General features: G+C 54.2%; 19 protein-coding genes. 10 read left to right on the top strand and 9 right to left on the bottom strand.

Annotation, left to right across the window (positions count from 1 at the left end; genetic code table 11):
* Window positions 1-211 precede the first annotated feature (211 nt).
* The gene (gene hemB / locus GE278_12535; GenBank protein ID QLK61545.1) at window positions 212-1186 is read left to right on the top strand and encodes a porphobilinogen synthase; all 975 of its coding nucleotides are present in this window, start codon (window positions 212-214) and stop codon (window positions 1184-1186) included.
* A 204-nt stretch (window positions 1187-1390) separates the two neighbouring features.
* On the opposite strand, the gene GE278_12530 is transcribed toward hemB, so the two are convergent.
* From GE278_12530 to GE278_12515, 4 genes are all read right to left on the bottom strand, one after another.
* Window positions 1391-2233: an SDR family NAD(P)-dependent oxidoreductase gene (locus GE278_12530; protein ID QLK61544.1), complete on the bottom strand. Its 843-nt coding sequence runs from the start codon at window positions 2231-2233 to the stop codon at window positions 1391-1393.
* Between the two features lie 63 nt (window positions 2234-2296).
* On the bottom strand, window positions 2297-3226 hold the full coding sequence (locus tag GE278_12525) for an alpha/beta hydrolase (protein QLK63284.1): 930 nt from the start codon (window positions 3224-3226) through the stop codon (window positions 2297-2299).
* Between the two features lie 290 nt (window positions 3227-3516).
* Window positions 3517-4413 carry a LysR family transcriptional regulator gene (locus tag GE278_12520; protein QLK63283.1) on the bottom strand — a complete coding sequence of 299 codons (897 nt, stop codon included), beginning with the start codon at window positions 4411-4413 and terminating at the stop codon, window positions 3517-3519.
* A 137-nt stretch (window positions 4414-4550) separates the two neighbouring features.
* Entirely contained in the window at window positions 4551-5573 is a 1023-nt protein-coding gene (locus GE278_12515; protein QLK61543.1) for a helix-turn-helix domain-containing protein, read from the bottom strand.
* Between the two features lie 63 nt (window positions 5574-5636).
* Here GE278_12515 and GE278_12510 point away from each other — a divergent pair, with 63 nt between their 5' ends.
* Window positions 5637-6839, top strand: coding sequence for an MFS transporter (locus GE278_12510; protein ID QLK61542.1), 1203 nt, complete (start codon window positions 5637-5639; stop codon window positions 6837-6839).
* A gap of 271 nt (window positions 6840-7110) precedes the next feature.
* On the opposite strand, the gene GE278_12505 is transcribed toward GE278_12510, so the two are convergent.
* Window positions 7111-7326, bottom strand: a complete 216-nt coding sequence (locus GE278_12505; protein QLK61541.1) for a YgdI/YgdR family lipoprotein — start codon at window positions 7324-7326, stop codon at window positions 7111-7113.
* Window positions 7327-7798: 472 nt separating this feature from the next.
* Between GE278_12505 and GE278_12500 the strand changes: the two genes are divergently transcribed.
* The 6 genes from GE278_12500 (at window position 7799) to opgB (ending at window position 15545) form a co-directional block, all read left to right on the top strand.
* The gene (locus tag GE278_12500) at window positions 7799-8923 is read left to right on the top strand and encodes an ABC transporter substrate-binding protein (GenBank protein QLK61540.1); all 1125 of its coding nucleotides are present in this window, start codon (window positions 7799-7801) and stop codon (window positions 8921-8923) included.
* Window positions 8924-8983: 60 nt separating this feature from the next.
* A complete protein-coding gene (locus GE278_12495; GenBank protein ID QLK61539.1) occupies window positions 8984-9898 on the top strand; it encodes a branched-chain amino acid ABC transporter permease LivH in 915 nt (304 codons plus the stop codon).
* 10 nt (window positions 9899-9908) lie between these two features.
* The gene (gene livM, locus GE278_12490) at window positions 9909-11201 is read left to right on the top strand and encodes a high-affinity branched-chain amino acid ABC transporter permease LivM (protein ID QLK61538.1); all 1293 of its coding nucleotides are present in this window, start codon (window positions 9909-9911) and stop codon (window positions 11199-11201) included.
* Complete coding sequence (locus GE278_12485) at window positions 11198-12088, top strand: ATP-binding cassette domain-containing protein (protein ID QLK61537.1); 891 nt, start codon at window positions 11198-11200, stop codon at window positions 12086-12088. The genes livM and GE278_12485 overlap by 4 nt, the downstream gene beginning before the upstream one ends.
* Window positions 12085-12801, top strand: coding sequence for an ATP-binding cassette domain-containing protein (locus tag GE278_12480; protein QLK61536.1), 717 nt, complete (start codon window positions 12085-12087; stop codon window positions 12799-12801). Before GE278_12485 ends, GE278_12480 begins: the two co-directional genes overlap by 4 nt.
* A 437-nt stretch (window positions 12802-13238) precedes the next feature.
* On the top strand, window positions 13239-15545 hold the full coding sequence (gene opgB, locus GE278_12475) for a phosphatidylglycerol--membrane-oligosaccharide glycerophosphotransferase (GenBank protein QLK61535.1): 2307 nt from the start codon (window positions 13239-13241) through the stop codon (window positions 15543-15545).
* A gap of 90 nt (window positions 15546-15635) precedes the next feature.
* On the opposite strand, the gene GE278_12470 is transcribed toward opgB, so the two are convergent.
* The 4 genes from GE278_12470 to GE278_12455 are packed head-to-tail and all read right to left on the bottom strand — an operon-like array spanning window position 15636 to window position 22148.
* Window positions 15636-17303 carry an ATP-binding cassette domain-containing protein gene (locus GE278_12470; GenBank protein QLK61534.1) on the bottom strand — a complete coding sequence of 556 codons (1668 nt, stop codon included), beginning with the start codon at window positions 17301-17303 and terminating at the stop codon, window positions 15636-15638.
* On the bottom strand, window positions 17303-19015 hold the full coding sequence (locus GE278_12465; protein ID QLK61533.1) for an ATP-binding cassette domain-containing protein: 1713 nt from the start codon (window positions 19013-19015) through the stop codon (window positions 17303-17305). The genes GE278_12470 and GE278_12465 overlap by 1 nt, the downstream gene beginning before the upstream one ends.
* Window positions 19012-20115, bottom strand: coding sequence for an ABC transporter substrate-binding protein (locus GE278_12460; GenBank protein ID QLK61532.1), 1104 nt, complete (start codon window positions 20113-20115; stop codon window positions 19012-19014). The genes GE278_12465 and GE278_12460 overlap by 4 nt, the downstream gene beginning before the upstream one ends.
* Before the next feature lie 11 nt (window positions 20116-20126).
* A complete protein-coding gene (locus tag GE278_12455) occupies window positions 20127-22148 on the bottom strand; it encodes a TonB-dependent siderophore receptor (protein ID QLK63282.1) in 2022 nt (673 codons plus the stop codon).
* A gap of 371 nt (window positions 22149-22519) precedes the next feature.
* Here GE278_12455 and GE278_12450 point away from each other — a divergent pair, with 371 nt between their 5' ends.
* Both GE278_12450 and GE278_12445 read left to right on the top strand, forming a co-directional pair.
* Window positions 22520-23398, top strand: a complete 879-nt coding sequence (locus GE278_12450) for a helix-turn-helix domain-containing protein (protein QLK61531.1) — start codon at window positions 22520-22522, stop codon at window positions 23396-23398.
* A gap of 168 nt (window positions 23399-23566) precedes the next feature.
* Complete coding sequence (locus tag GE278_12445; GenBank protein ID QLK61530.1) at window positions 23567-24409, top strand: metal ABC transporter substrate-binding protein; 843 nt, start codon at window positions 23567-23569, stop codon at window positions 24407-24409.
* The last annotated feature ends 9 nt before the right edge of the window (window positions 24410-24418 follow it).

Genomic DNA, 24418 nt, shown 5'->3' with positions numbered 1-24418 from the left:
TTTTTGCAGGCGCTCCCCAAAGGGGGAGCGCCTTTCTAAAAATGCGGCCTTCGTTACATCTCCTCACGGAAAGTTCATCATTTATTTAAAAGTTATTATAAAATGCGTGCTTCATCGTCTGACGGCGCTGCATTGCCTCCTGCCGTCTGAACTGTCTGCGCCTCTGTTTCTAAAAATTTTCAGCGCAACAGATTAATTTCTAGGAGTTTTCATGTCGAATCAGTTCCCGAGCTCACGCCTTCGCCGCCTGAGACAGTCCGAATCCATGCGCAGCCTTTTTCAGGAAACTGAATTTAGCGTGAATGATCTGGTACTGCCGATTTTCGTAGAAGAAGAAACCTCTGAATACGTACCCATCGAAGCCATGCCCGGTGTGCTTCGTATTCCCGAATCCCGTCTGGCGTTTGAAATCGAACGCTATGCCCGCGCCGGTATCCGTTCGGTGATGACCTTCGGTATTTCGCATCACATGGATGCTACCGGCAGCGACACCTGGAACGAAAACGGTCTGGTCGCCCGTATGGCGCGCATCTGCAAAGACACCGTGCCGGAGATGATTGTGATGTCCGACACCTGCTTCTGCGAGTATACCTCGCACGGTCACTGCGGCGTATTGCACGATCACGGCGTAGATAACGATGCCACGCTGAAAAACCTTGGCCGACAGGCGGTAGTTGCCGCTGCCGCCGGTGCTGATTTTATCGCCCCTTCCGCCGCACAGGACGGTCAGGTGCAAGCCATCCGCAGCGCGCTCGACGATGCCGGTTTCATCGACACCTCGATCATGGCCTACTCCACTAAATTCGCGTCATCGCTCTACGGACCTTTTCGTGAAGCAGGCGGCAGCGTGCTGAAAGGCAACCGCAAGCAATACCAGATGAACCCGATGAACCGCCGCGAGGCGGTGCGTGAATCTTTGCTCGATGAGCAGGAAGGCGCGGATGCGCTGATGGTCAAACCGGCGGGCGCTTATCTCGATATCATCCGCGACATTCGCGAAGCCTCACGTCTGCCACTGGCGGCGTATCAGGTCAGCGGTGAATACGCGATGATAAAATTTGGCGCACAGGCCGGTGCTATTGATGAGCGCGCCGTGGTGCGTGAAAGTCTTGGTGCAATCAAGCGTGCGGGTGCAGACATCATCCTGACCTATTTCGCGATGGATATTGCCGAGCAGGGCATCTGATTTCTGCCAGCGCTGGAAATGTAAACCGGGCTTTCGCCCGGTTTAATAAGATGGTCACCCCCACCCTGTGAGCGGTACGCTGACAGGGTGTTTTTCTTTCTGAAGGGGACCATCATGCAAAACGTTACGCTCATCGGTATTGACCTCGAAAACGCATCTCGATTTAAGGAGCCACTTTAGCGGCCCCTAATCAATAACCCGTAATCAATCTGTATCTAGAGAGAGTGAAGAAGATAATTCACGTAAGGCATTAGCTTGATCATTAAGAATTTTCGCTTTTGCTTCAAAAGTGTCTACCGCGTCAGCTCCGGCCGCAAAACGCGCCGGTGGGTGTTCAAGTTCAGCAAGCTGAATCAGTGCCTCGGACAGTTTTTGGGGATCGCCTCCCTGCTTTCCGTCCATGCTCTGCCACGCTGTTTTTGTCGCCCGGGTATCGTCGGCATAATCATTGATTGAGAGTTCGGCATACTGAGTTGAATCATTGGATAACAACTCTGTACGGAAAAATCCGGGCTCAACAAGCATGCTCTTAATACCAAATTTTTTTACCTCCAGTGCCAATGATTCCATCCAGCCCTCAACACCAAATTTAGCGGCACAATAGGCACTGCAAAAAGCGATACCGCCGATGCCGGCCGTTGAAGACAACGTAATAATCAGACCTTGTTTCTGGCTTCTCATTTCCGGTAATACCGCCCGTGTGACGTTCATTGGGCCAAAGAGGAGGGTATCTATCTGGTTGCGTACCTGCGTTTGGCTAAGTTCCTCAAAAAATCCGGCAAAAAAGTTCCCGGCATTATTAACCAGAACGTCAATTTTCCCGAATGTCTGTATCGCAACGGCAACCGCTATTTCAGCATCCTCGAAACAGGTGATATCGAGTTTTAAAATCAGCAGCGAGTCGTGTTGGCCTAGCGCACGGGTCACCTTGGCCGGGTCGCGGCCAGTGGCAATAACAATATGTCCGGCAGCCAGTGCTGCCCTGGCAAGATTAAGGCCCAAACCACGACCTGCGCCGGTGATCAGCCATACTTTTTTATCTGTCATAAGGATATCTCATTAAAATCGGGGATCAGGAACGGGTAGTCAGAGACTTTCTTAAAATGAATGTCATGCCAATTGACTACGGAAGAAAGGGGCGAGTTTTTGGACCGCTTTGATTGCACCCTGACCATCATAGAGGTCCATGTGTGTCGCACCGGGAATGATAAAGAGCTCTTTTTGCTTCGATGCGGCACGGTTGTTCAAATGTTGACTGTGCCAAAGTGAGCCGGCTTCGCTACCCGCCACCATTAGAAGGGGTTGAGTGATGTAAGTGTCAGCCCCTTCAAAGCCTGTGAAAGAGGCGAGTGTACTGATACTTGTCATCAACATCTGATTGGTTGACGTTGGGTAGCGGCCTCGGGCAGTCAGATAGTAGTCGGCCGCTTCCTGAAGGTCTCGGGGCGCAGATGTATCACCGATTTTAGGTACATAGTTGACGTAAACGGTCGCGCCGCCTGAGGCTTCCGCCTGACGTTGTTTGGCCACAGCCTCGAGTGTTGGAATAAGTTCGGACTCTGGTGTAGTGCCTTCCCAGCCCTTACGTGTCGCGGCACCCACATCGACCGCACTAACAGTTGCCAGCGCTTTTATACGGCGTTCAGTCATGGAAGCTTTTACCGTAATACCGCTGCCAGCGCAGACGCCTAATGCACCAATTCGTGCATTATCTACATAAGGTAGGGTAGTCAGGTAATCCACAGCACTGTAGAAATCAACGACACGTTTCATTGGATCATCTACGAAGCGGGGCAACCCGCCGCTTGCCCCCTGATGGGAGGCGTCAAAAGCCAGAGTGACAAATCCTTCGCCCGCCAGTTTCAAGGCGTAAAGTCCGGCTGTTTGTTCTTTAACACCGCCGCCGGGATGAACCACAACGATTGCGGCATACTTGCGATTTTCGCTGAATTCTTTAGGAAGATAGATATTACCGGACATCATGATTTCATTATTTTTAAACATGACACTTTGGACAGTAATACCTTCTACATGCGTCATTGTTCCCGTTGCCCTTGGCGTAGGGGCAAGTGAAGCAGATGCTTTCGTCGCGATTAATAACCCTGCAGAGGCAATCGAACCCGCCAGAATTAAATTACGGCGACTGAGTCCGCCTGTAGTTTTGCTCATTATTAATATCCTCCAGTATGATCATGATGGCTTCAGACAGAGGATGGGTAAGTGTCCTCTGTGAGTAATCATCATACTTCCGGCTCCATTAAGAGATAATATGCTTAATTTAGCATGAGCTTAGAAGGCAGCTTTCTTAATGGTGTCATGGAATCTGGATATCAGCCTTTGTGGTAGCGCAGTGCTTCAAGTACTAACGTAAATGCCAGAGAATGCTGCCGGCGACTGGGATAATAAAGATGATAAGCCGGTCTACGAGGGCACCAGTCAGCAAGAACCTGAATCAACTGGCCTTCCTTAATCAGTGTATCTACTGTGTCTTCAGGCAGGTAAGCAAGGCCCAGTCCATCAACAGCTGCCTGACGCATCATATTTATGGTGCTGAAGGTGCCTCTGCCCTCGATACGAACGTTGATTTCACTGCCGTCCTTGTAAAACTCCCAGGAGTAAAAGCCACTATCTGTGGGTAGCTTCAGCCGGATACAACTGTGAGTACTGAGATCCCGAGGAGTAACCGGAAGTTTTTTACCGGAAAAGTAAGAGGGTGCGCCTACCACGGCAAACTGTGAATGTGACGCAAGTGGTAAGGAAATCATGTCCTGATCAATCTGCTCTCCCAGCCTCACGCCAGCGTCGTAACGCTCAGCAACAATATCCTTGAGTCCGTATTCGCTCACGATCTCTATATTCAAATCAGGATATTCAAGAAGTAGCGGAGCCAGCCTGGGCCAGAGAAGCGTTTCTGCAGCATGCTCTACAGCGGTTATCCGTATAGTGCCAGAGGGTTTTTCGCGCAATTCGCCAAGTGCCGTAATTTCATTTTCTATCTCGTCAAAGTGAGGTCCGATGCGGTTGAGCAGACGTTCCCCTGCTTCCGTTACAGAGACACTTCGGGTCGTTCGCGTGAGCAGACGCAGACCCAGTTGAGCTTCGAGAGTTCTAATTGTGTAACTCAGCGCAGATTGGGAGATGCCCATTTGGGCGGCTGCCTTAGTGAAACTTTTCTCGCGCGCAACAGCAATAAAAGCCTGATAATCACTGATGTTCTTCCGTCGCATTGATGAATCTCTCGTGTTAAACGAAGCTGACATTAAGGTAATTGCGATACCTTGAGTGATGAAAAGCCGTTCCCGCTCAGTTTTTAATGTTGAGAGCAGCCTTATACAGTGAGTCCGGTAAATGATAATGACAACATTCACTCATTCACTGTATTAACGCCTCTCACGGGTCGCTGACGCATAGCGCCCGGCGGATATCCATTGATGCGCTTAAAAGCTCTGCTAAACGCTGCTTGTGAGGCATAGCCAAGGCGAAGAGCAACGGTCTCTATTGAGATCTTTTCGTGAATAATCCAGTGACCTGCGATGCGCATTCGCACCTCCCTTGCATAGCGCTGAGGAGGTATGCCGATGATTGATTTGAAGCGTTCAGCAAAAACAGAACGTGACACATGCGACTGGGCAGCAAGCTCAGCAACAGACCACTCCCGACCCGTATCGCGATGAATGGCCAGAATTGCACGGGCGAGTCGCGGATCACGTAAGGCAGCGATCAGACCAGCGGCGTTTTCGCTGCCATTTTCGATCCATCCTCGCACAATCATGGCAGCCGCCACTTCTGCGAGGCGTGCCAGAATGCCCGCGAAGCCAGCGCGTCCGGAACAGATTTCAAATTTCATCGCGCCCAGAATGGGAACCAGCCCCGGATAGATCTGTTCATTTGCCTCAACCACTATGGCTTGCGGCATCAGTTTACCAAGACCCTGCATACCACAGAGATCGAACTCCATACAGCCATAAAATAGAACCGTGCTGGGTGTAGGATGCGAACCCGGGCAAGTATTGATTCCGCTGACGGCCTCGCCTAAAGGAGCAGAGCCTAACGTATCGATATGTTGAAATGAACAGCTGACATCCGATACAAGCTGATGATCCTCACCCTGCGGCATAAATACCATGCTTCCGGCTTTCAGTTCGTGCAACGTACCGTCGTGTGTGCGAAGCAGGGCAGTACCCACAGCGATGTAATGAAAATAGGCATGTCCCGGTCTATTGCTAAAACCGACGCCAAACTCAGAGCCAGTCTGTAAACGGCGATACTGCACACCACGCAGCCGCATTTCCAGCAGCAATTCACTGATGAGCTCGGATGAGAGGGTAAAATGTTTATTCACAGGCATATTCGGCGTTTCGGGTAAAAAATCAGGATAGGGCATCATAGATCGTCCAGTTGCTCACCTCTAGACTTGGCGTTGTAATTTTTAATCCAGGAAGAGGGTGTTATGACAAATGAAGCAACTGAAGCTGTATCCGCTGGTTTGGAAAGTTCGGAACCCAAAGATTCCGCATGGATGGCCGTTATTTCACTGACGATGGGCGTGTTTGGCTTGCTGACTGCAGAATATCTTCCTGCCAGTCTGTTGACGCCCATGGCTGCCGATCTCGGGGTGACCGAAGCTCTTGCTGGTCAGGCTGTGACGGTAACCGCTGTGGTAGCCCTGTTTGCTGGTCTGATGGTTCCCCGTCTGACGCGTAATTATAATCGCCGAAATGTTTTGCTTAGTTTTACCGTGCTGATGATTGCCTCCAACCTGCTTGTCGCACTTTCATCCAGTCTTGCTGTTCTGTTAGTCATGCGCATTTTGCTGGGCATCGCGCTGGGAGGCTTCTGGAGTATGGCTGCTGCCGTCGCGATGCGGCTGGTCCCTGCTAAAAGCGTCCCGCGTGCTCTCTCCATTATTTTTAGTGGCATTGCTGTCGGTACTGTAGTTTCGATCCCGCTGGGGAGCTATTTAGGGGGGCTTTATGGCTGGCGTAGTGCTTTTATCTCTGCCACCGCAGTAGGCGTGCTGACACTGCTCTTTCAGCTGTTCACCCTTCCTCGAATGGCGCCGCGTAAAATGATGGCAACGGCATCTGTCATAGATTTACTCCGCCGCCCAGGCATTGCGATGGGAATGACGGGGTGTGTGATTGCCCATACTGGTCAGTATGCGTTGTTTACCTATATTCGTCCGGCTCTTGAAAATATTGCCCAAATTGATGTGGATCGTTTGTCTTTGGTACTGCTTGGATTTGGCATCGCTAATTTTATCGGTACTCTGCTGGCCGGGTGGCTGATGGAGATAAGCCTGCGTCTTACCCTGATACTCATGCCAGCGCTTGTCGGTTTAGCGGCATTAAGCATGATTTTGCTGCCACTAGAGGAAAACGGATTGATGTTGTTCGTCGCGTTGTGGGGGATGGCATTTGGTGGCGTACCCGTTGCGTGGTCGAACTGGGTAGCGCGTTCGGTTCCCGATCAGGCTGAAACTGCTGGCGGCATGGTAGTCGCAGCAGTTCAGTCCTCAATTGCTGCGGGTGCTGCGTTGGGAGGATTACTCTTTGGTTTCAGCGGAGTAACAGGGGTTTTCATTACCGCTGGTTGCATAATGTTTTTTGCCACGCTCGTTATTGGACTAAAGGTGAGGGTCGCGCTGACCTGATCCGTTCCCGTATAACAACGTTTCAAATGAAGGCCAGCTGAACCACGTGGCTGGCCTGAAAAAAACAGCAAGATTTCCTACCCTCTTGCCGCACTATTTGTTTCCGCTCCTCGCTCAAAGCGGACATCTTGTCCCGTTAGCATATCTGCTAAGTGCTGTGTGTTGCATCCATCGGTTGAACTCACAACTCAAAGCGGACTTTCATATTCATTAATAAAACACCATCAGCTGATTACTCAGCTAATGGTGTTTTTCGTCCCTCAAACCACACCTATTTCTTCACAATCCCCGCAATATCATTGGTATTCATCAGATGATAATCACCATTCATGTCGGTGTAGCTGGTCATGCCGGTATCGCGGTCGCGATCGGGTTCGCCGTGGGCGAAGAACTGATCACCGGCCTTGGTGTTTATCACATAATCACTGGCGCAGCCGGTGAGTGTCAGGGCCAGCGCGAGGGCGGTGAGGCAAGATAATTTCTTCATTTTTAGATCGTTTCCCTTTGCAATCTTCTGCCCGCATTACAAAACAACCCGCCAGAACATGCAAAGGATAAAACTGTCACTAACCGTAATTATGCGAGATGACGCGGGTAAATCTCGGCGTGTCATTTTGGTGCACGGTAATCCGGTAGGGTTATTTTCTTAATCTTTTCAGCACCAGCGCAGTGCGGTGTGATCTCGCCGTTATTTCTGCAACTTGCTTCGGGGCGTTGCTGTACGCGCTCTATACTCAACATCAACTGCAATTGCGTCACAGATTGCAACACTGGCAGCAATTTTGCTTAAGGTTTACACCTTTAGCAAAACCGTAAGGAAACTCCGCAGTCGTCCCCGGGAAGATTTCAACCACTCCATTCAGTGCTTTTTGTTCGTGTTTAGCGTCAGGATTTAAGACCACGCTCCGGCGTTCTTACTAAAACCATTTTGCTCAAACAGGCTACTAAGGAACACGATGATGTCGATGAAATTCATAAAAAATCCGCTTTCTCTTTTACTGGCAGGTTGTCTGGCGACGGCGTTTTCCGCGCATGCAGATATTGTGATTGGCGTTGCAGGCCCGTTCACCGGCCCGAACGCCACCTATGGCGATCAGTACTGGCACGGCGCAACGCAGGCCGCCGAAGATATCAATGCCGCAGGCGGAATTAACGGCGAAAAAATCAAACTGGTACAGGGCGATGACGCCTGCGAACCGAAACAGGCGGTCGCCGTCGCCAACCGCTTAGTCGATCAGGATAAAGTGCAGGCGGTGGTCGGGCATTTCTGCTCCTCATCCACCATGCCTGCTTCCGAGGTCTATAACGACGCCGGAATAATTGCCATCACTCCCGGCTCAACCAACCCGCAAATCACCGAGCGCGGCATGAGTGATATGTTCCGCATGTGCGGACGTGACGATCAGCAGGGGCTGGTGGCCAGTGATTACATCATCGACAAACTTAAAGCCAAAAAAGTGGTGATCATTCACGATAAAGACACCTACGGTCAGGGGCTGGCGGATGCCACCAAAGCGGCACTCAACAAACGCGGCGTGAAGGAAGTGATGTACGAAGGGTTGTCGCGCGGCGAAAAAGATTTTAATGCGCTGGTGACCAAAATCAGCGCGCAGAAACCTGACGTGGTGTTCTTCGGCGGTTGCCATCCGGAAGCCGGTCCGTTAGTACGCCAGATGCGTGAACAGGGCGTGCAGGCGACGTTCTTCTCCGGTGACTGCATCGTCAATGAAGAAATGGTGACGGCAGCGGGCGGCCCGCAATACACCAACGGCATCCTGATGACTTTCGGCAAAGACCCGCGTCTGATTGCCGAAGGGAAAGCCGTTATCGATAAGTTCCGCGCCAACAAGTTCGAACCGGAGGGTTACACCCTTTACTCTTACGCTTCTGTACAGGCAATCGCTGCGGCATTCAAGGCCACCGGCGGCACTGATTCAGCCAAGGCCAGTGCGTGGCTGAAAGCCAACAGTGTCGATACCGTGATGGGCAAAAAATCCTGGGACAATAAAGGCGATCTGAAAGTCTCCGATTACGTGGTTTATAAATGGGATGACAAGGGCAAATACCAGGAAGTGAAAGAATAACCATATCAGCCAAAGACCGCGTTCCCGTTGAACGCGGTCGCAAACAGAGACTGCATATTTATGGATTCATTCTTCCTGCAACAGCTGTTTAATGGCATCACGCTGGGCGCGGTGTACGGGCTGATCGCCATCGGTTACACCATGGTTTACGGCATCATCGGGATGATCAACTTCGCCCATGGCGAGGTATATATGATCTCTGCTTACCTCTGCGCCATCGCGCTGGCGCTGCTGTCTTTCTTCGGGGTGCACTCATTTCCGTTGCTGATCCTCGGCACGCTGGTCTTCACCATCGTGGTGACCGGCGTTTACGGCTGGGCGATTGAGCGCATCGCTTACAAACCGCTGCGAAACTCCACCCGCCTTGCGCCGCTGATCTCCGCGATCGGCATGTCGCTCATTTTGCAAAACTATGCACAAATCAGTCAGGGGCCGCGACAACAGGGGATCCCGACCCTGTTTGATGGCGCGCTGCGTTTTCACATTGGCGACAGCTTCGTGCAGATGACCTACACCAAACTGTTCATTCTGGTGGCGGCGTTTGTCGGGATGCTGGTGCTGTCGTGGATTATCAGCAGCACAAAACTCGGGCGCATGTGTCGCGCGGTGCAGCAGGACAGAAAAATGGCATCGATTCTGGGCATCAACACCGACCGCATCATCTCGCTGGTCTTTATGATTGGTGCGGCGATGGCCGGGCTGGCGGGCGTGCTGGTAACCATAAACTACGGCACTTTTGATTTTTACGCCGGATTTATCATCGGTATCAAAGCTTTTACGGCGGCGGTGCTGGGTGGGATCGGTTCGCTGCCGGGCGCGATGCTGGGCGGCCTGATTTTAGGCATCGCCGAAGCGCAGTTCTCGGGCATGGTGAACTCGGATTACAAAGATGTGTTCTCCTTCGGATTGCTGGTGGTGATCCTCATTTTCCGGCCTCAGGGCCTGCTGGGTCGTCCGGTAGTATCTAAAGTGTGAGGGAGAAAACATGACGTCACAAACTGCTGTTATTGATGGCGGCTTCTCGCTGAAACGCTGTCTGCTGGATGCCATTTTCGCCGGGCTGGTCGCGCTGATTATCTTCGGGCCGGTGGTTGGCGTGGTGCTCGATGGCTACAGCTTCAACTTCCATTCCCAGCGTCTGGTGTGGATTATTGCCGCGGTAATGGTCGGGCGTTTTCTGCTCAGCGCCTTTCTGGAAACTGCCGCCGGGCAAAAAATGCGGGCGCGCTTTGAAAGCGAAAGTGCGGGCGTGTATGTACGACCTGTGGAGCATAAAAGCAGCCTGCGCTGGGTGCTCCCGCTGTTAATCGTGCTGGCGATATTCTTTCCGTTTGTTGCCACCAAGTACATTCTGACCGTGGCGATTTTAGGGCTGATATACGTACTGCTCGGCCTCGGGCTGAATATTGTGGTCGGGCTGGCGGGACTTTTAGATCTCGGGTACGTAGCGTTTTACGCCATCGGAGCTTACGGGCTGGCGCTCGGCTATCAGTATCTTGGCCTCGGGTTCTGGTCGATGCTGCCGCTGGCGGCGCTGATGGCAGCACTCGCCGGTGCGCTGCTCGGGTTCCCTGTACTACGGATGCACGGGGATTATCTGGCCATCGTCACGCTCGGTTTTGGGGAGATCATCCGGCTGGTGCTGACTAACTGGTTGTCGTTTACCGGCGGACCAAACGGCGTCTCTGCGCCTGCGCCGACATTTTTCGGGCTGGAATTCGGACGGCGGGCGAAAGAGGGCGGCGTGCCGTTCCACGAGTTTTTCCATCTGACATACAACCCTAACATGAAGTTTATTTTTATCTACGCCGTGCTGGTTCTCGTCGTGTTGCTGGTGCTGTTCATCAAACATCGGCTGACGCGCATGCCAATTGGCCGTGCGTGGGAAGCGTTGCGGGAAGATGAAATCGCCTGCCGCGCGATGGGGCTTAATCACGTACTGGTCAAACTCTCTGCGTTCACCCTCGGTGCTTCAACTGCCGGGATTGCTGGCGTGTTTTTCGCCACCTATCAGGGTTTCGTAAATCCGACATCGTTTACCTTTTTCGAATCCGCGCTGATCCTCGCCATTGTGGTGCTTGGCGGTATGGGCTCAACCATCGGCGTAGTGCTGGCGGCGTTCGTACTGACCGTCGCGCCGGAGCTGCTGCGCAGTTTTGCGGAATATCGCGTGCTGTTATTTGGCGTGCTGATGGTGGTGATGATGATCTGGCGGCCGCGTGGGTTAATCCGCATCAGCCGCAGCGGATTTGCCGTGCGTAAAGGAGTCGCGCCATGAATGCACTGATTATGAACGACAGCATCCTCAGTGTTAAACATCTGATGATGCATTTTGGCGGTATCAGGGCGCTCAACGATGTCAGCCTCGACGTGAGGCGCGGTTCGATCACCGCTCTGATTGGCCCGAACGGCGCAGGGAAAACCACGGTGTTTAACTGCCTGACCGGTTTTTATAAAGCGTCCGGCGGCACGATTTCCCTCAACACGCGCCAAGGCCCGACCAACGTTGTTCAGGTGCTCGGGCAGAAATTTCAGCCGGATGACTGGCTGAAGCCGGCGCAGCTCGGCAGGCGAATTTTCTACAAAATGTTTGGCGGCACGCATCTGGTAAACCGCGCCGGGCTGGCGCGTACCTTTCAGAATATCCGCCTGTTTCGCGAAATGTCGGTGGTGGAAAACCTGCTGGTGGCGCAGCACATGCAAACCAACCGCAATCTGATTGCCGGAGTACTCAATACGCCGGGTTATCGCCGTGCCGAGAATCAGGCGTTGGATCGCGCGTTTTACTGGCTGGAAGTGGTGGAACTGGTGGACTGCGCCAACCGGCTGGCGGGGGAGATGTCTTACGGCCAGCAGCGGCGGCTGGAGATCGCCCGCGCTATGTGCACTGCGCCAGAAATGATTTGTCTTGATGAACCGGCCGCCGGGTTAAATCCGGTGGAAACCCGCACGCTGAGCAAAATTATCCGCTTCCTGCGTGACCATCACGACATCACCGTGCTGCTGATCGAACATGATATGGGCATGGTGATGGAGATTTCCGATCACATCATTGTGCTCGACCACGGCGACGTGATTGCCGGGGGTTCGCCGCAGGAGATTGTAAACAATGAGAAAGTCATCGCAGCCTATCTGGGTGCTGACGAAGACGAGGTCAGCCTATGAGCCAGGCGATGCTGGAGTTTCGGGACGTTGACGTCTATTACGGTGCGATCCAGGCGCTGCGACAGGTCTCTCTGCAGGTGGAACAGGGGGAAACCGTGGCGCTGATCGGCGCGAACGGCGCCGGAAAATCAACGCTGCTGATGTCGATATTCGGTCAGCCGCGTATCCGCAGCGGACAGATTCTGTTTCGCGGAGAAGACCTCAGCCGTAAATCTACTCATTTTGTTGCTTCCGCCGGTATTGCGCAGTCTCCGGAAGGGCGTCGCGTTTTTCCGGATATGACCGTCGAAGAAAACCTGCTGATGGGCACCATTCCTATTGGCAATAAACACGCGGCGGAGGATCTGCAAACGATGTTCGAACTGTTTCCGCGTCTGAAAGAGCGGCGCAGGCAGCGGGCGATGACCATGTCCGGTGGCGAACAGCAAATGCTGGCGATTGCGCGGGCGCTGATGAGTCGTCCGAAACTGCTGCTGCTGGATGAACCGAGCCTTGGCCTGGCGCCGATCGTCGTCAAACAAATTTTTCAGACGCTGCGTGAACTGACGCGTAACGGTATGACGATTTTTCTGGTCGAACAGAATGCACACCATGCTCTGAAACTTTCCGATCGCGCTTACGTGATGGTCAACGGTCAGATCCGCATGAGCGGAAGCGGGGAGGCGTTGCTGGCAGACCCTGAGGTCAGGAAGGCCTATTTAGGCGGCGCGTAGAGAACTTGGATTGCACTGAACATTCAAGCCCGTGATGCCCGCATCGTGGGCTTTTTTTGATCCCACTCTAGGTTTTATCTGATTTCAAAACCCTCCTCCACAATTCGCTCATACTCTTGCGATAACATCCAATTCCTACAATTTAGTGACCGGAAGGTTAAATCTTTGAGGTATCATACAGAGATAACCATCACGAATTTGTGAGAAAGAGGTTTATTCGGACAAATCAGTGACCTAAAACAGCATCAGGGCGTTGACCCCCTGATGTTCAACAGGCTATATAGCGTCACCCGTTTTTGGCACAAAATTTTCCTGTCTCAGGGATGAAGTGAATGGCAAACGGGTCATTTACTCGATGAATTGAACCGTCGGCGCTGCTGGCAAATCAGCAGACTGGATCGTTGAGTTTATTTTTTTAATCAGACAGGGCGCTAAAAATGGCTTCTGAGTGGCTTTCGTTTGTTTTGTTTCTTTCCTCTATCTATTTCTACGTCACCCGGGCGTCGGCCGGTCGTGTCTGGTTTTCGCTGGTGCTGTTCTTTTTAGGGCTTTACGTCATTCTCAACGTGATCCTGATAGGCAGTAACTATTTTACCGGCGAAGGCATCACCGATGCCGTGCTCTACACCGTCACCAGCAGCCTGAAAGGTGCCGGTCTGAATAAATATATCCTGCCGTTCCTTGGATTACTGGCCGGGTTGATCATCGTCTTCTGGCTGCTCGCCTGGGGGCTTAAACAACGTCGCGCCAAAAACACCAGCGCAGTGTACAGCGTACTGGCCGTGGTGCTGGCGGTGTTCTCAGTTGGCTCCACACAGGCATTCCAGAACATTTCACGTCTGGTGAAAACCCAAATCTCCGGCAGCGGTGCAGATTTCGATACCTATTACAAAGTGCCGGTCAAAGCCGTGAAGGGCGAGAAAAAGCCTAATCTGGTCTACATCTACGGCGAAAGTCTGGAACGCACCTATTTCGATGAGAAAGTCTTTCCGGGGCTGACCACTGAACTGAGCCGCCACAAGGCGCTGAGTACTGATTTCACCAACACCAGACAGGTGCCGGGCACCGGTTACACCATCGCCGGTATGGTTGCTTCCCAGTGCGGTATCCCGCTTTTTGCGCCGTTTGATGGCAATGCTTCCAGCGCCTTAGCGACGTTCTATCCGGAAAACGTCTGCCTCGGTGACGTGCTGAAAGGCGCGGGCTACACCAACTATTTCTATCAGGGCGCGGAGCTGGCATTTGCCGGTAAAGGCACTTTCCTGAAGTCCCACGGTTTTGATCATCTTTACGGCTATAACGAACTGCGGCCGACCGTCGCTGATCCGGCGTACAAAAATGACTGGGGCTGGTACGACGACACGTTGCTGGACGAGGTGTACAAGAAGTTTGTCGAGCTGAGCAAAGCCGGCAAGCCGTTCTCGCTTTTCACGCTGACCGTCGATACGCATCACCCGGACGGTTTTATTTCCCGTGGCTGTACACGAAAAGTGTATCCGCTGACCGGCAAACCGAATCAGTCTTTGAGCGCGGTCTCGTGCAGTCAGGAGCTGATCGCGGCGTTTATCGACAAAATTAAAGCTTCAGGTTATTTCGATAACACCATTATCGTGGTCTCTTCCGATCATCTGGCGATGAACAACACCGCCTACAGCACGCTCACTAAACAGAATCGCAAAGACCTGTTCTTCGTGCTCGATGGCCGTCATCCGGTGGGCGATCTGAATGCCGCTAAGCGCAGCACGCTGGATAACGGCGCGACCGTGCTGGATATGATGGGCGGCGATAACTATATTGGCCTTGGCCGAAGCGGGATTTCCGCCACGTCGATGACCGAGCAGTTCCTCAATATCGATGAAAAAGTGAATGCCTGGAAACCGGCAGTCATCAAACAGTGGGGATTCCCCAACAGCATCAAAAATTACACCGTCAGCAACAAAGAAAACAGCTTCACGTTCTCCGGTATGACCATCAAAACGCCGTTTATTTTGAAAGTCACCAAAGACAAAATTGAGCCAATGTTTGATGTGTATTTATCCACGCCGCTGAAAAAACAGCTCGCAACGTTGTCGACCAGCGATAACTTTGTCTGGGTGGATAAATGCTATGAAATGGGGCGCGTCTGGGCACCTGAACTTTCGCTCAATACCGGTCTCTGCGTGGCGTCCGGTAATCTCGGCGCACGCCCGACTATCGTGCAGGCGAATGGCAACATCTTCAAAGGTAAAGTCGATTTTGTGAAGGATATGTCAGGCAGCAATGCGATTTATCAGCAGACGGTGAAAACGCTCAATATTGATGATGCGGACACGACCTATAAATCCGCTGCGATTGCCTTCATGGTGCCGGGGCTGCCTGAGCAGGTGAAAGCGATTGCCGGGGTTTCCGCCGTGGAGAATTGGGGGCGCTGGTCTGATGCGAATCTCGCGCCGTCGGTGAAAATCGATTACGTCAAACCGCTGCCAGATACTTTCGACGTGGTGATCCGCGCCAGAGCTTACGGCAGTAACATCGATAAACCCGTGTCAGTCCGCGTTGGCGATCAGGAGCAATTCGTCTCCTTCGGCGATAAAGACGGCACGGTGAAAGTTCAGTTCTCCAACCCTGGCGCGGCACAAAGCATTGTCATCACGCCGCCATCACCGACCGAACCGACCGAAGGCACCAGCGGCGGTTTTCAGCCGCGTAAGCTGGGCATCGGCATGGTATCGCTGGAAGTTCAGCCGGTGGAACCTCAGTCCTGAGACTGACGTATAAGAATGAGAAAACCCGCTGCGGCGGGTTTTTTATTGGCTGAAATGTGTTAATTAGCTGAAATACCCACCCGCGCGTGTTTAGCGGATCCGCCCGTTATCCAGCCGCAGAACGCGATCCGCCTGCCTGAGCGTAGCGGGGCGATGCGCGATGAGCAAAATTGTCCGATGATGGCGTAGCCCTTCCAGCGCCTGATGGAAGGCGCGTTCATTTTCGTAGTCCAGACTGGATGAGGCTTCATCGAGGATCAACACCGGCGCTTCGGTCAGCAGGGCGCGTGCAATCGCAATCCGCTGCCGTTGTCCACCGGAAAGTCGTGCCCCGCGCTCCCCGCAAACACTGTCATACCCGTCTGGCAGGGCACAGATGAAAGCATCGGCCTGCGCCAGACGGGCGGCGTGGATGACTTCTCGTCGCGAAGCCTGCGGCCGCCCTAGCCGGATGTTATCTTCAACAGAAAGATTAAAAAGATGCACATCCTGTGGCACCAGCGCGATGTGTTGGCGTAAATCCGCCAACGGCAGCGTGCGGATATCCTGTCCGCCAAGGAAAATTGTGCCATCGCAGGTATCGCGAAATCTCATCAGCAGAAGGCTGAGCGTGGTTTTACCCGCGCCGGATGCGCCTGCCAGCGCCACCATTTCGCCGGGGTGAATGACAAAACTCACCTGATTCAGCACCAGCGGGCTCTCAGGTGTATAGGCAAAACTGACGTTGTCGAACTGCACCGTTGCAGACGCCGGTCGCAGGCCAACCGCCGTCGTCCCCACATCCGCGACCAGCGCCGGTTGTTGCATAATCGACAGGACCCGTCGTGCGCCCGCCCGCAACTCGCCAAGCTGGCTGGCGGTCTGCGCCACGTCACTGAGAGAGAGCAGGCTTGCAGCGCTAAGCACCAGCACCATCGGCAAAAGCGCCGTCGCTATTACTCCCTGAGACAGCAGGGAGGCCGTACAACATAACATTGCCAGCAACGCACCCGCGCTGAGTAAATCAATGGCTGCATGTTCCAGCCCGCAGCGCGAGCCGTAACGTTTTTGCGCGATGCCCAATTGATGCGAGCGGCGCATCAGGCGCTCCACAAACGTGGCGGATTGCCCGAGTGTTGCCAGTTCGCGGTGGCCTTCAATAAACTCAACCGTGTCGGCGTTTAGCTGACCGCGTTGCTCCGCCATCTGTTTCCCCTGTTTGTCGGCCAGCCTCTTCAGCCATATTGGCACCGTCGCGACCAGCAGCAGGAAAGGCAGCATCACCAGCGCCAGCACCGGGTGCAGAGTGAACAGCAAAATCTCAGCGGCCAGCGGCACCAGAAACGCCGCGATGTAATCGGCCAGCGTGTGGGCATAAAAGCGCTCCATCAGTTCGGCATCGTGTGTCGCCACACTGGCCAGATCGCCGAGCCGCTGTTCGCCTGAGACACCCGGCGCTGCGCGTTCTAATCCGTCGAAAATACCCATTTGCAGTTTTTCAATCAGCGCGAATGCCAGATCATGGGAAATCCAGGCCTGCCACCAGCGCGCCGAGGCGGTGAAAATAACCAGAATCCCCAGCCACACAATATGAGGGATCAGCGCCTGTGCGGGCTGCCCGGTGATAGCCAGCCCCGTCAGCCAGCCACCCAGCGCCAGGCTGGCAATCCTGCCGCTTTGCGCAATCACCCCGGCGAGTACCGTCAGCAACAGTATTTTGCGCTGGCCTTTCATCTGCCGGACAAGTCCGGTTAAACCGGTATTCGTGCAGGTGGACATTATTCTTCTCCCTGCGCAGCCAGCAGCTGGCTGTAACGCCCGCCCGCTGCACGCAGTGGTTCATGCTGACCTTGTTCCACCAGCCTGCCGTCTTCAAAAACCAGAATCTGGTCGGCGTTACGGATGCTTTCCAGTCGATGAGCAATGGCGATAACGGTGCGCTGACCACCCCATTGCACCAGCGCCAGACGCACCGCCTGCTCCGACGCGGTGTCTATGGCAGATGTTGCTTCGTCGAGCAGCAGTATCGGCGCGTCCTTAAGCAGCGCACGGGCGATGGCCAGCCGCTGCCGCTGCCCGCCGGAAAGCCGTGCGCCGCGCTCACCGATCGGTGTGGCGTAACCGGACGGCAGGCTGAGAATAAAACTGGCGATTTGCGCCGCCGTGGCCGCGGCATGCAGTTCGTCATCGCTGGCATCCGGTTTAGCCAGCCGCAGGTTCTCGGCAATTGTTCCGTCAAAAAGGAAGAGTTCTTGTGAAACCACGCTCACCATGCTGCGCAGGGTTTCCGGCGTAAGCGTGCGGATATCGACGCCGCCGATGCGCAGGCAGCCCGTATCAGGATCAAACCAGCGCAGCAGCAGGGCGGCGAGGGTCGATTTCCCCGCGCCCGACGGTCCCACCAGTGCGACAAATTGCCCGGCGGGGATCTCAAATGAAATGTCGGTGAGCGCCTGTTTGCCATCCGGGTAGCGGAACGACACGTTTTCGACGCTGACCGAAGGCGACGTCGGGCGGGAAGATGGATTCTCCGGCGTGGTCATCTCGGGCGAAAGTGACAGCAAAGCCGCCACCGGAGCGCGCGCACCGCCTGCTGCCCAGGCGGTGTGAAAGGCATTTTCCAGCTTCAGCAACGGGCGAAACGCTTCACGCGATAAAAACAAGGTCAGAAGCAGTGCGAATGGCGCGAGCTGATGTTCTGCGACACGCCACGCATTCAGCGCCAGCAGCAGGGCAAGCCCGCTCAGCATCACCAGAGAGGTCACGCCGCCACGCATCAGCGTGACCTTTAGCGTTGCCATTGAGGCCTGCCGCAGCGCTGCCGCTTTTCCGGCAAGACGGGCGCGCCAGCGTGATGAAACGCCGAACGCTTTGAGCGTCATCAGCCCCTGTAACGCATCAAGCAATGAGGCGGCAAACTCCGCCATCGCCCCAAATACGCCCGATGCACGGGGCATCTGCCAGCGCATCCACAGCCAGTCGAGCAGCGGAAAGGCGATGACGAAAACCGTCAGCAGCAGACCGGATAGCCAGTCCGTCAACAGCATGACGCCCAGCACCAGCGCACAGCCGGTCATGGCGCTGAATACGGCGGGCAGGTAGCGGCTGTAATAGTTTTCCAGCGCCTCGACGCTGCCCGTCACCGTATTTTGTAAATCCGCCGTCGAATGTTTCCGGCTGATGCCGGGGCCAAGGTGTACCAGTTGTTCCAGCAGCCGCTGGCGCAGATGAATTTTACAGCGCAGGGCGATGCGCTGGGCTGTCATCTCGCTCAGCCACAGCAAAAAAGCGCGGCAGACTATCACAACGGCCAGCCAGAGCAGGAGGCCGCGGATGTCAGTCAGTGCTCCTTCCTGCATGAGTCGCTGTAAAACATGCGCTGTCAGCACGGCCTGCAATACGTAGCCAACCATCACCAGAAACTGAGCTACGACATTTTGAACGACAGGCACCGCCAGCGGCGCGGGCAGACTGCTCAGAGACAGATTCATGGGGTTTCCTGAGCGCTGAGCGTTGTCCAGAATGTCCCCTTGAGCGGGAACGCCAGAAATTGCTGATTCAGTTCCTGCATGGTTTTGGCCGGATCGATATCGTGGAACGCCTGCGGATGCAGCATTTTCGCCATCTCTTCGACACCGACGAAAAACAGCGGATTATCGAAGAAGAACAGCCAGATACCAGCGGCCTGCTGGTCACGAACCGCCGACAGGCTGGCAAGCGCCGGTGAGCGTACAATCTGTTGCAGGGAATGCAGGCTGACGTCAGCGGGCACACCAGGGCCGATATTCAGAGCCTTACGCGTTACGGTGGAACCGCCACCGGCGAGGTAGAAATCCGGTTTTTTTGCCAGAACATATTCCAGACTGAGCTGGCCGATACCGCTGGTCAGCGTATCCGCCCCCAAATTATGCCCGCCAGCGACCGCGATAAAATCGCTCATGTTGCCGGTGCCGGAGGTAAAGCAGCAGTCGTCACCGCCAGGATTGAGATGGAAAAACACCCGCGGCCGCGTGGATTGTTTCGCCACCCTCCGGGCAACTTCATCCATATGAGCCTGATAGAAACTGACGAACGCCTGCGCCTGCGTTTCATGACCGAGTAATTTGCCGAGCATCAGCATGCTGGGCACGGTATTGGTCAGCGGCTGGCGGAAGAAATCGACGAACACATAGGGAATATGTGCTGCATCGAGCTTATTCAGACCTTCCGGGATTTTGCCGTACAGCGTGAAGACCACCAGATCTGGCTTCGCGGCGATGGCGGCTTCCATCGAGAATGTACCGGTGTTCAGATCGCCGATTTCCTGAATATCTGCTGCCTGCGGGAAGCGCTTTTTCAGCGCCTCGTAGGTGGCAGGCGAGTAACGCTGAAGGTCAGTTCCCCATGCCACAATATTCTCCAGTGGCTGTTTTTCAATCAGTGCCAGCGTCATGACGTGACGGCTTTCGGCCAGCACAATCCGGGTTGCGGGAGCGGGTAATGTTACCGTGCGGTGCAGCATATCGGTGACCGTCACCGGGGCTGCCGCAGCTTTGAAAGTGGCCATGAATATCAGCGCGGCCAGCGCAACTAAACGCATTAACATCTTCATTTTGAACTCCCTTACCAGCGATAACTGACGGTGGTGATGACCGACCGGTCATAGCCCTGATTACAGGATGTGACCGAACAGGTGGTGTAATAATCTTTGTTAAACAGATTGTTGGCATTTACCGCCACTTTCATGCCACGCAAAGACGGGTTCAGCTCGCCGAGATCGTAATGCAGCGCCGCGTCAAACACGGTGTAATCCGGAACGCGGATCTTATTGGCGCTATCCGCCCAGGTTTTACCAACATAGCGAACGCCCGCGCCGAAACCCAGGCTGGTCAGTGGCCCCGACTGAATGCTGTAGTCGCCCCACAGCGACGCCATCTGTTCCGGCATTCCCGTTGGCGTATTGCCTTGCGCGGCGGGCGTATTGCTTTTGGTGGTCTCCAGACTGTTCCACGTATAGCTGGCGATAAGCTTAAATTCAGGCGTCAGATTGGCGGAGGCTGAGGCCTCAATGCCTTTTGAAGTGATCTGGCCGGTCTGTACGGTATTGAGGGAATTCTCAGGATCGGTGGTCGAGACGTTATCCTGTTTGAGGTTGAACCATGCCAGCGTAAAGAGGCCGTCGAAGCTCTCGGGCTGGTATTTGACCCCGGTTTCAATCTGCTTGCCGGTGGTCGGTTTATAGCTTTCGCCGTAGAAATTCGTGCCCAGTACCGGCGCGAACGAGGTGGTGTAGCTGACATAAGGCGCAAGGCCAATATCCGTCAGCCATGTCACACCGGCACGCCACGTAAAGTGATGATCGTCCTGAACGACCGAGGTATTGCGGATGCGGTTATCCGTCTTAACCGATGCCCAGTCTTCCCGCGCCGACACATCCACCACGACCCGCTGCGCAATCGCCAGCGTGTTGCCGAGATAAACGCCGGTTTCATCCGCCGTCTGGTAGGTTGAGGCGAACGGCGTACTGGCCGAGAAGTGGCCGCCGTAGCCCGGATGATAAATATCCACCGACGGCGCAGCGCCGTAATTCAGGTAGTAATCCTCGCCGGTGCGGCGATAGGAAAGCCCCAATACCGAGGTGCCGTTCACCGGGCCCGCATCCCATTGGGCTTTGGCATTGTTGTCTGTCGCAAAGATTTTGCCTTTAATGCCAAACTGATAGGCCGTGCGATCGAGCGTGCGCATATCGGTTTTCAGCCGCGAGCCAGACCAGGTTTGCGTCAGTAAATCGGTGTAGGTGTAACGGCTGGCGGAATGGAATGACCAGATATCATTAAAACGGTGATCGAGTTCATAACCCAGATTGGCCTGCGTCATGTGGTTGTCGAGACCGGTATTGTCGAGATATTGATTACGCGGTAACTTGCCGTTTGGATTGCTCAGCAACGTGCCGTAAATCGGTGTATAGCTGCGCGGCGGTCCGAACTTATCGCGGCTTAGCGACGCCAGAATCGTCAGCGAAGTATCGCTGTCGGGTTTCCACGTCAGTGAGGGCGCGATATATCCGGTGTCATCCGGCACGTGCTGGAATTGCGTGTTGCTGTCGCGGCCCACGCCCACCAGACGGTAGAGCAGGGTTTTATCGTCATTGGCGGGTCCTGAGAAGTCGAACTGGGCCTGATATCGGTCGTGGTTACCTGCCTGCACGCCTATCTCATGGACAGGCGCTTCGGTCGGATGTTTACTGACGCCGTTCACCACGCCGCCCGGCGAGCCGATGCCGTAGAGGAATCCGCTCGGTCCGCGCAGCACATCGATGCTTTCCAGCCCGTATGGCTGATATCGCACGTAAGATTGCGCGGTAGTCGAGCGTAAACCGTCGAGCAGTGCGCCGTTAAGCGTGGCGTCAAAACCGCGAATGCTGAAATAGTCGAATCGCGTATTAATCGCCGACGTGGAAGCGAACACGCCGGGCGTATAGCGCAGCGCCTCGGTGGTGGTCTGCACATTGCGATCGTTCAGTTCATCGCGACCGATAACGCTCAGCGATTGTGGCGTCGCCAGCAGGGAACTGTTGGTGCGGCTGCCGGTGTGGCTGCTTCTCGGCACATAGCCCTCGTCCTGTGGCGTGGCCGGTGTTGCCATTACTGTCAGCGTATCTTCCTGATTGTCCTGGTTTTCAGCCCGTGCAGGCAAAGCAATGGCCAGTGTGCTGGCGCTGATACATGCGGCTATTGCCGTCAGTTTATATTTTTTAGAGGTTAACACCGTCGTCTCCGTGGCAGATGAGAATAATTATCAACGATGACTATTCTCGTCAGGACGGCGTTTCAGGCAATCGCAGAGACTTTCGCTGGCGCGACTCTTTCTTTCGTTTGCGGGCAGGGCAGCGAAGGGGGGACAACTTTTCAGACTAGACAGCCTGTCATCGGCGCTGGTACTCTGTTAATGAGAATGACTCTCAATAATGACCCCGCAGCTTGTCGGTCATTCCCCCTAATCCACTGAGAAATGCCATGCACGACATCAGCGCCCGTCAGCCGGTCAGTGAGTCAGTTTTTGACGGCACGATCTCTTTTCGCAGTGGCAGCGTGTTACCCCGCGACTCTCGCTGGGAAACCGAACCGCTCGATCAGGGGTTGAAGATCATTATCGTTGAGAGCGGTGGCCTGCTGTGTAAACTGCCCGGCGGCAGCGGAAAACGTATATCGGGTCCGTGCGTCTGCGCGGTGTGGAATCAGGATGAGAGTGAGGGGATGCAACGCTTCGAGACCGGGTGTCAGCTCAGTTATACCGCGCTGTCGCTGACACCTTCCGCGTTGTCACGGCATTTGCCGGACAGCTTTGCCGAGCAGATGCAGGCGTCTTTCAGGCTGGCGAAATCCGCTGGCCCGTGCCTGCTGGTAATGCAAACCTCACCGCAAATTCAGTCACTCCGGGCGCAGATCGCCTCCTGCCCGCTACAGGGCGTGACCCGTGCGCTGTATCTTTCTGGAAAAGCGCTGGAAATAGTGGCTTATACGCTGGACGCCTGCGCCCCGCGTCCGTCGCCGACGGAAAACGAGCTGCTGCGGCTTTCATCAGCAGATATAGAAAAATTACACCGCGCCAAAACTATTCTTAGCGAACGTATGTCAGCGCCGCCGAGCCTTGGGGAACTGAGCCTGAACGTCGGGATTAACACTCGTAAACTCAACGTTGGTTTTCGTCGTTTGTTCGGCGAAAGCGTCTTCGAGCATTTGCAAACGCTACGGCTGGAAACAGCCTGGCAGATGCTGAATTCGGGAAATATCAGCGTCTCCACTGTGGCCTACCACGTCGGCTATACGCCTGCTCATTTCTCCGTTGCGTTTCGTAAAAAGTTTGGCGTCACGCCGAAATCCCTGCGCGGATAACCCTTATCTTTTTAATCACTTTACTTTGCCATTTCACATATTCATTTCAGGAATATGTATCGCTTAAACAATATTATAAAGAAATAAGCCGATGGGTATACTCGCCAAATTCCTGCACAGAATCACAGCCCTGTGCAGGCAGCTCATACACACTTTTGGGGATACTCGATGCGTACAAAATTCAACAAAACAAAGACCCGCGTTAACCGTGCTTTTTTACTGGCAGCGACCTCTGCTGTCATGATTTCCAGCGGCATTTTGGCGCCGCTATCCGCTGCTTATGCAGCGGATAAAACCACTATCAAAGTCGGTATTATCAGCGGCGAAGACGAAGATGTCTGGCGCGAAGTGGTGAAGCAGGCAGCGGCGAAAGGACTGACCGTTAAGCCAGTGGTGTTTAATGATTACAATCAGCCTAACGAAGCGCTGCAAAATGGCGAAGTGGATGCCAACGCCTTCCAGCATCAGCCGTTCCTCGATAATCAGATCAAAGTGAATCATTACGATATCGTGCGCGTCGGTTATACCGCCGTGTGGCCCATTGGTTTGTATTCCAAAAAAGTGAAAACTGCTGCCGAACTGAAAGACGGTGCCGTCATCGGCGTACCTAACGATCCGGCCAACGAAGCGCGCGGTCTGATCCTGCTGGAACAGTCCGGTGTGATTAAACTGAAACCGGGCGCTGGCATTTTCGCAACGACTGCTGACATCACTGAAAACCCGCGTCACGTTGTCATCAAAGAGCTGGACTCGGGCATTATCGGGCGTTCCGTGCCTGATCTGGATGCAGCGATCGTCAATACTGACTGGGCGCTGAAAAGTGGCCTGACGCCGGCCGATCGTATCGCACAGGAACCGGTCAAAGGTAATCCGTACAACAACTTCATTGCAGTGAAAACAGAAAACGCCAATGCGCCGTGGGTGAAAACGCTCGTTTCCTCCTACCAGAACGACGACGTGAAAAAAGTGTTTGATAAGGTTTATAAAGGCACCGGCGTCACGGCCTGGTAAGGATGTAAA

The organism is Enterobacteriaceae bacterium Kacie_13 (assembly GCA_013457415.1).
In the GTDB taxonomy this organism is placed as follows: domain Bacteria; phylum Pseudomonadota; class Gammaproteobacteria; order Enterobacterales; family Enterobacteriaceae; genus Rahnella.
Note: the sequence above shows the minus strand (reverse complement) of the source record. Positions and strands in the feature narration are given on the sequence as shown.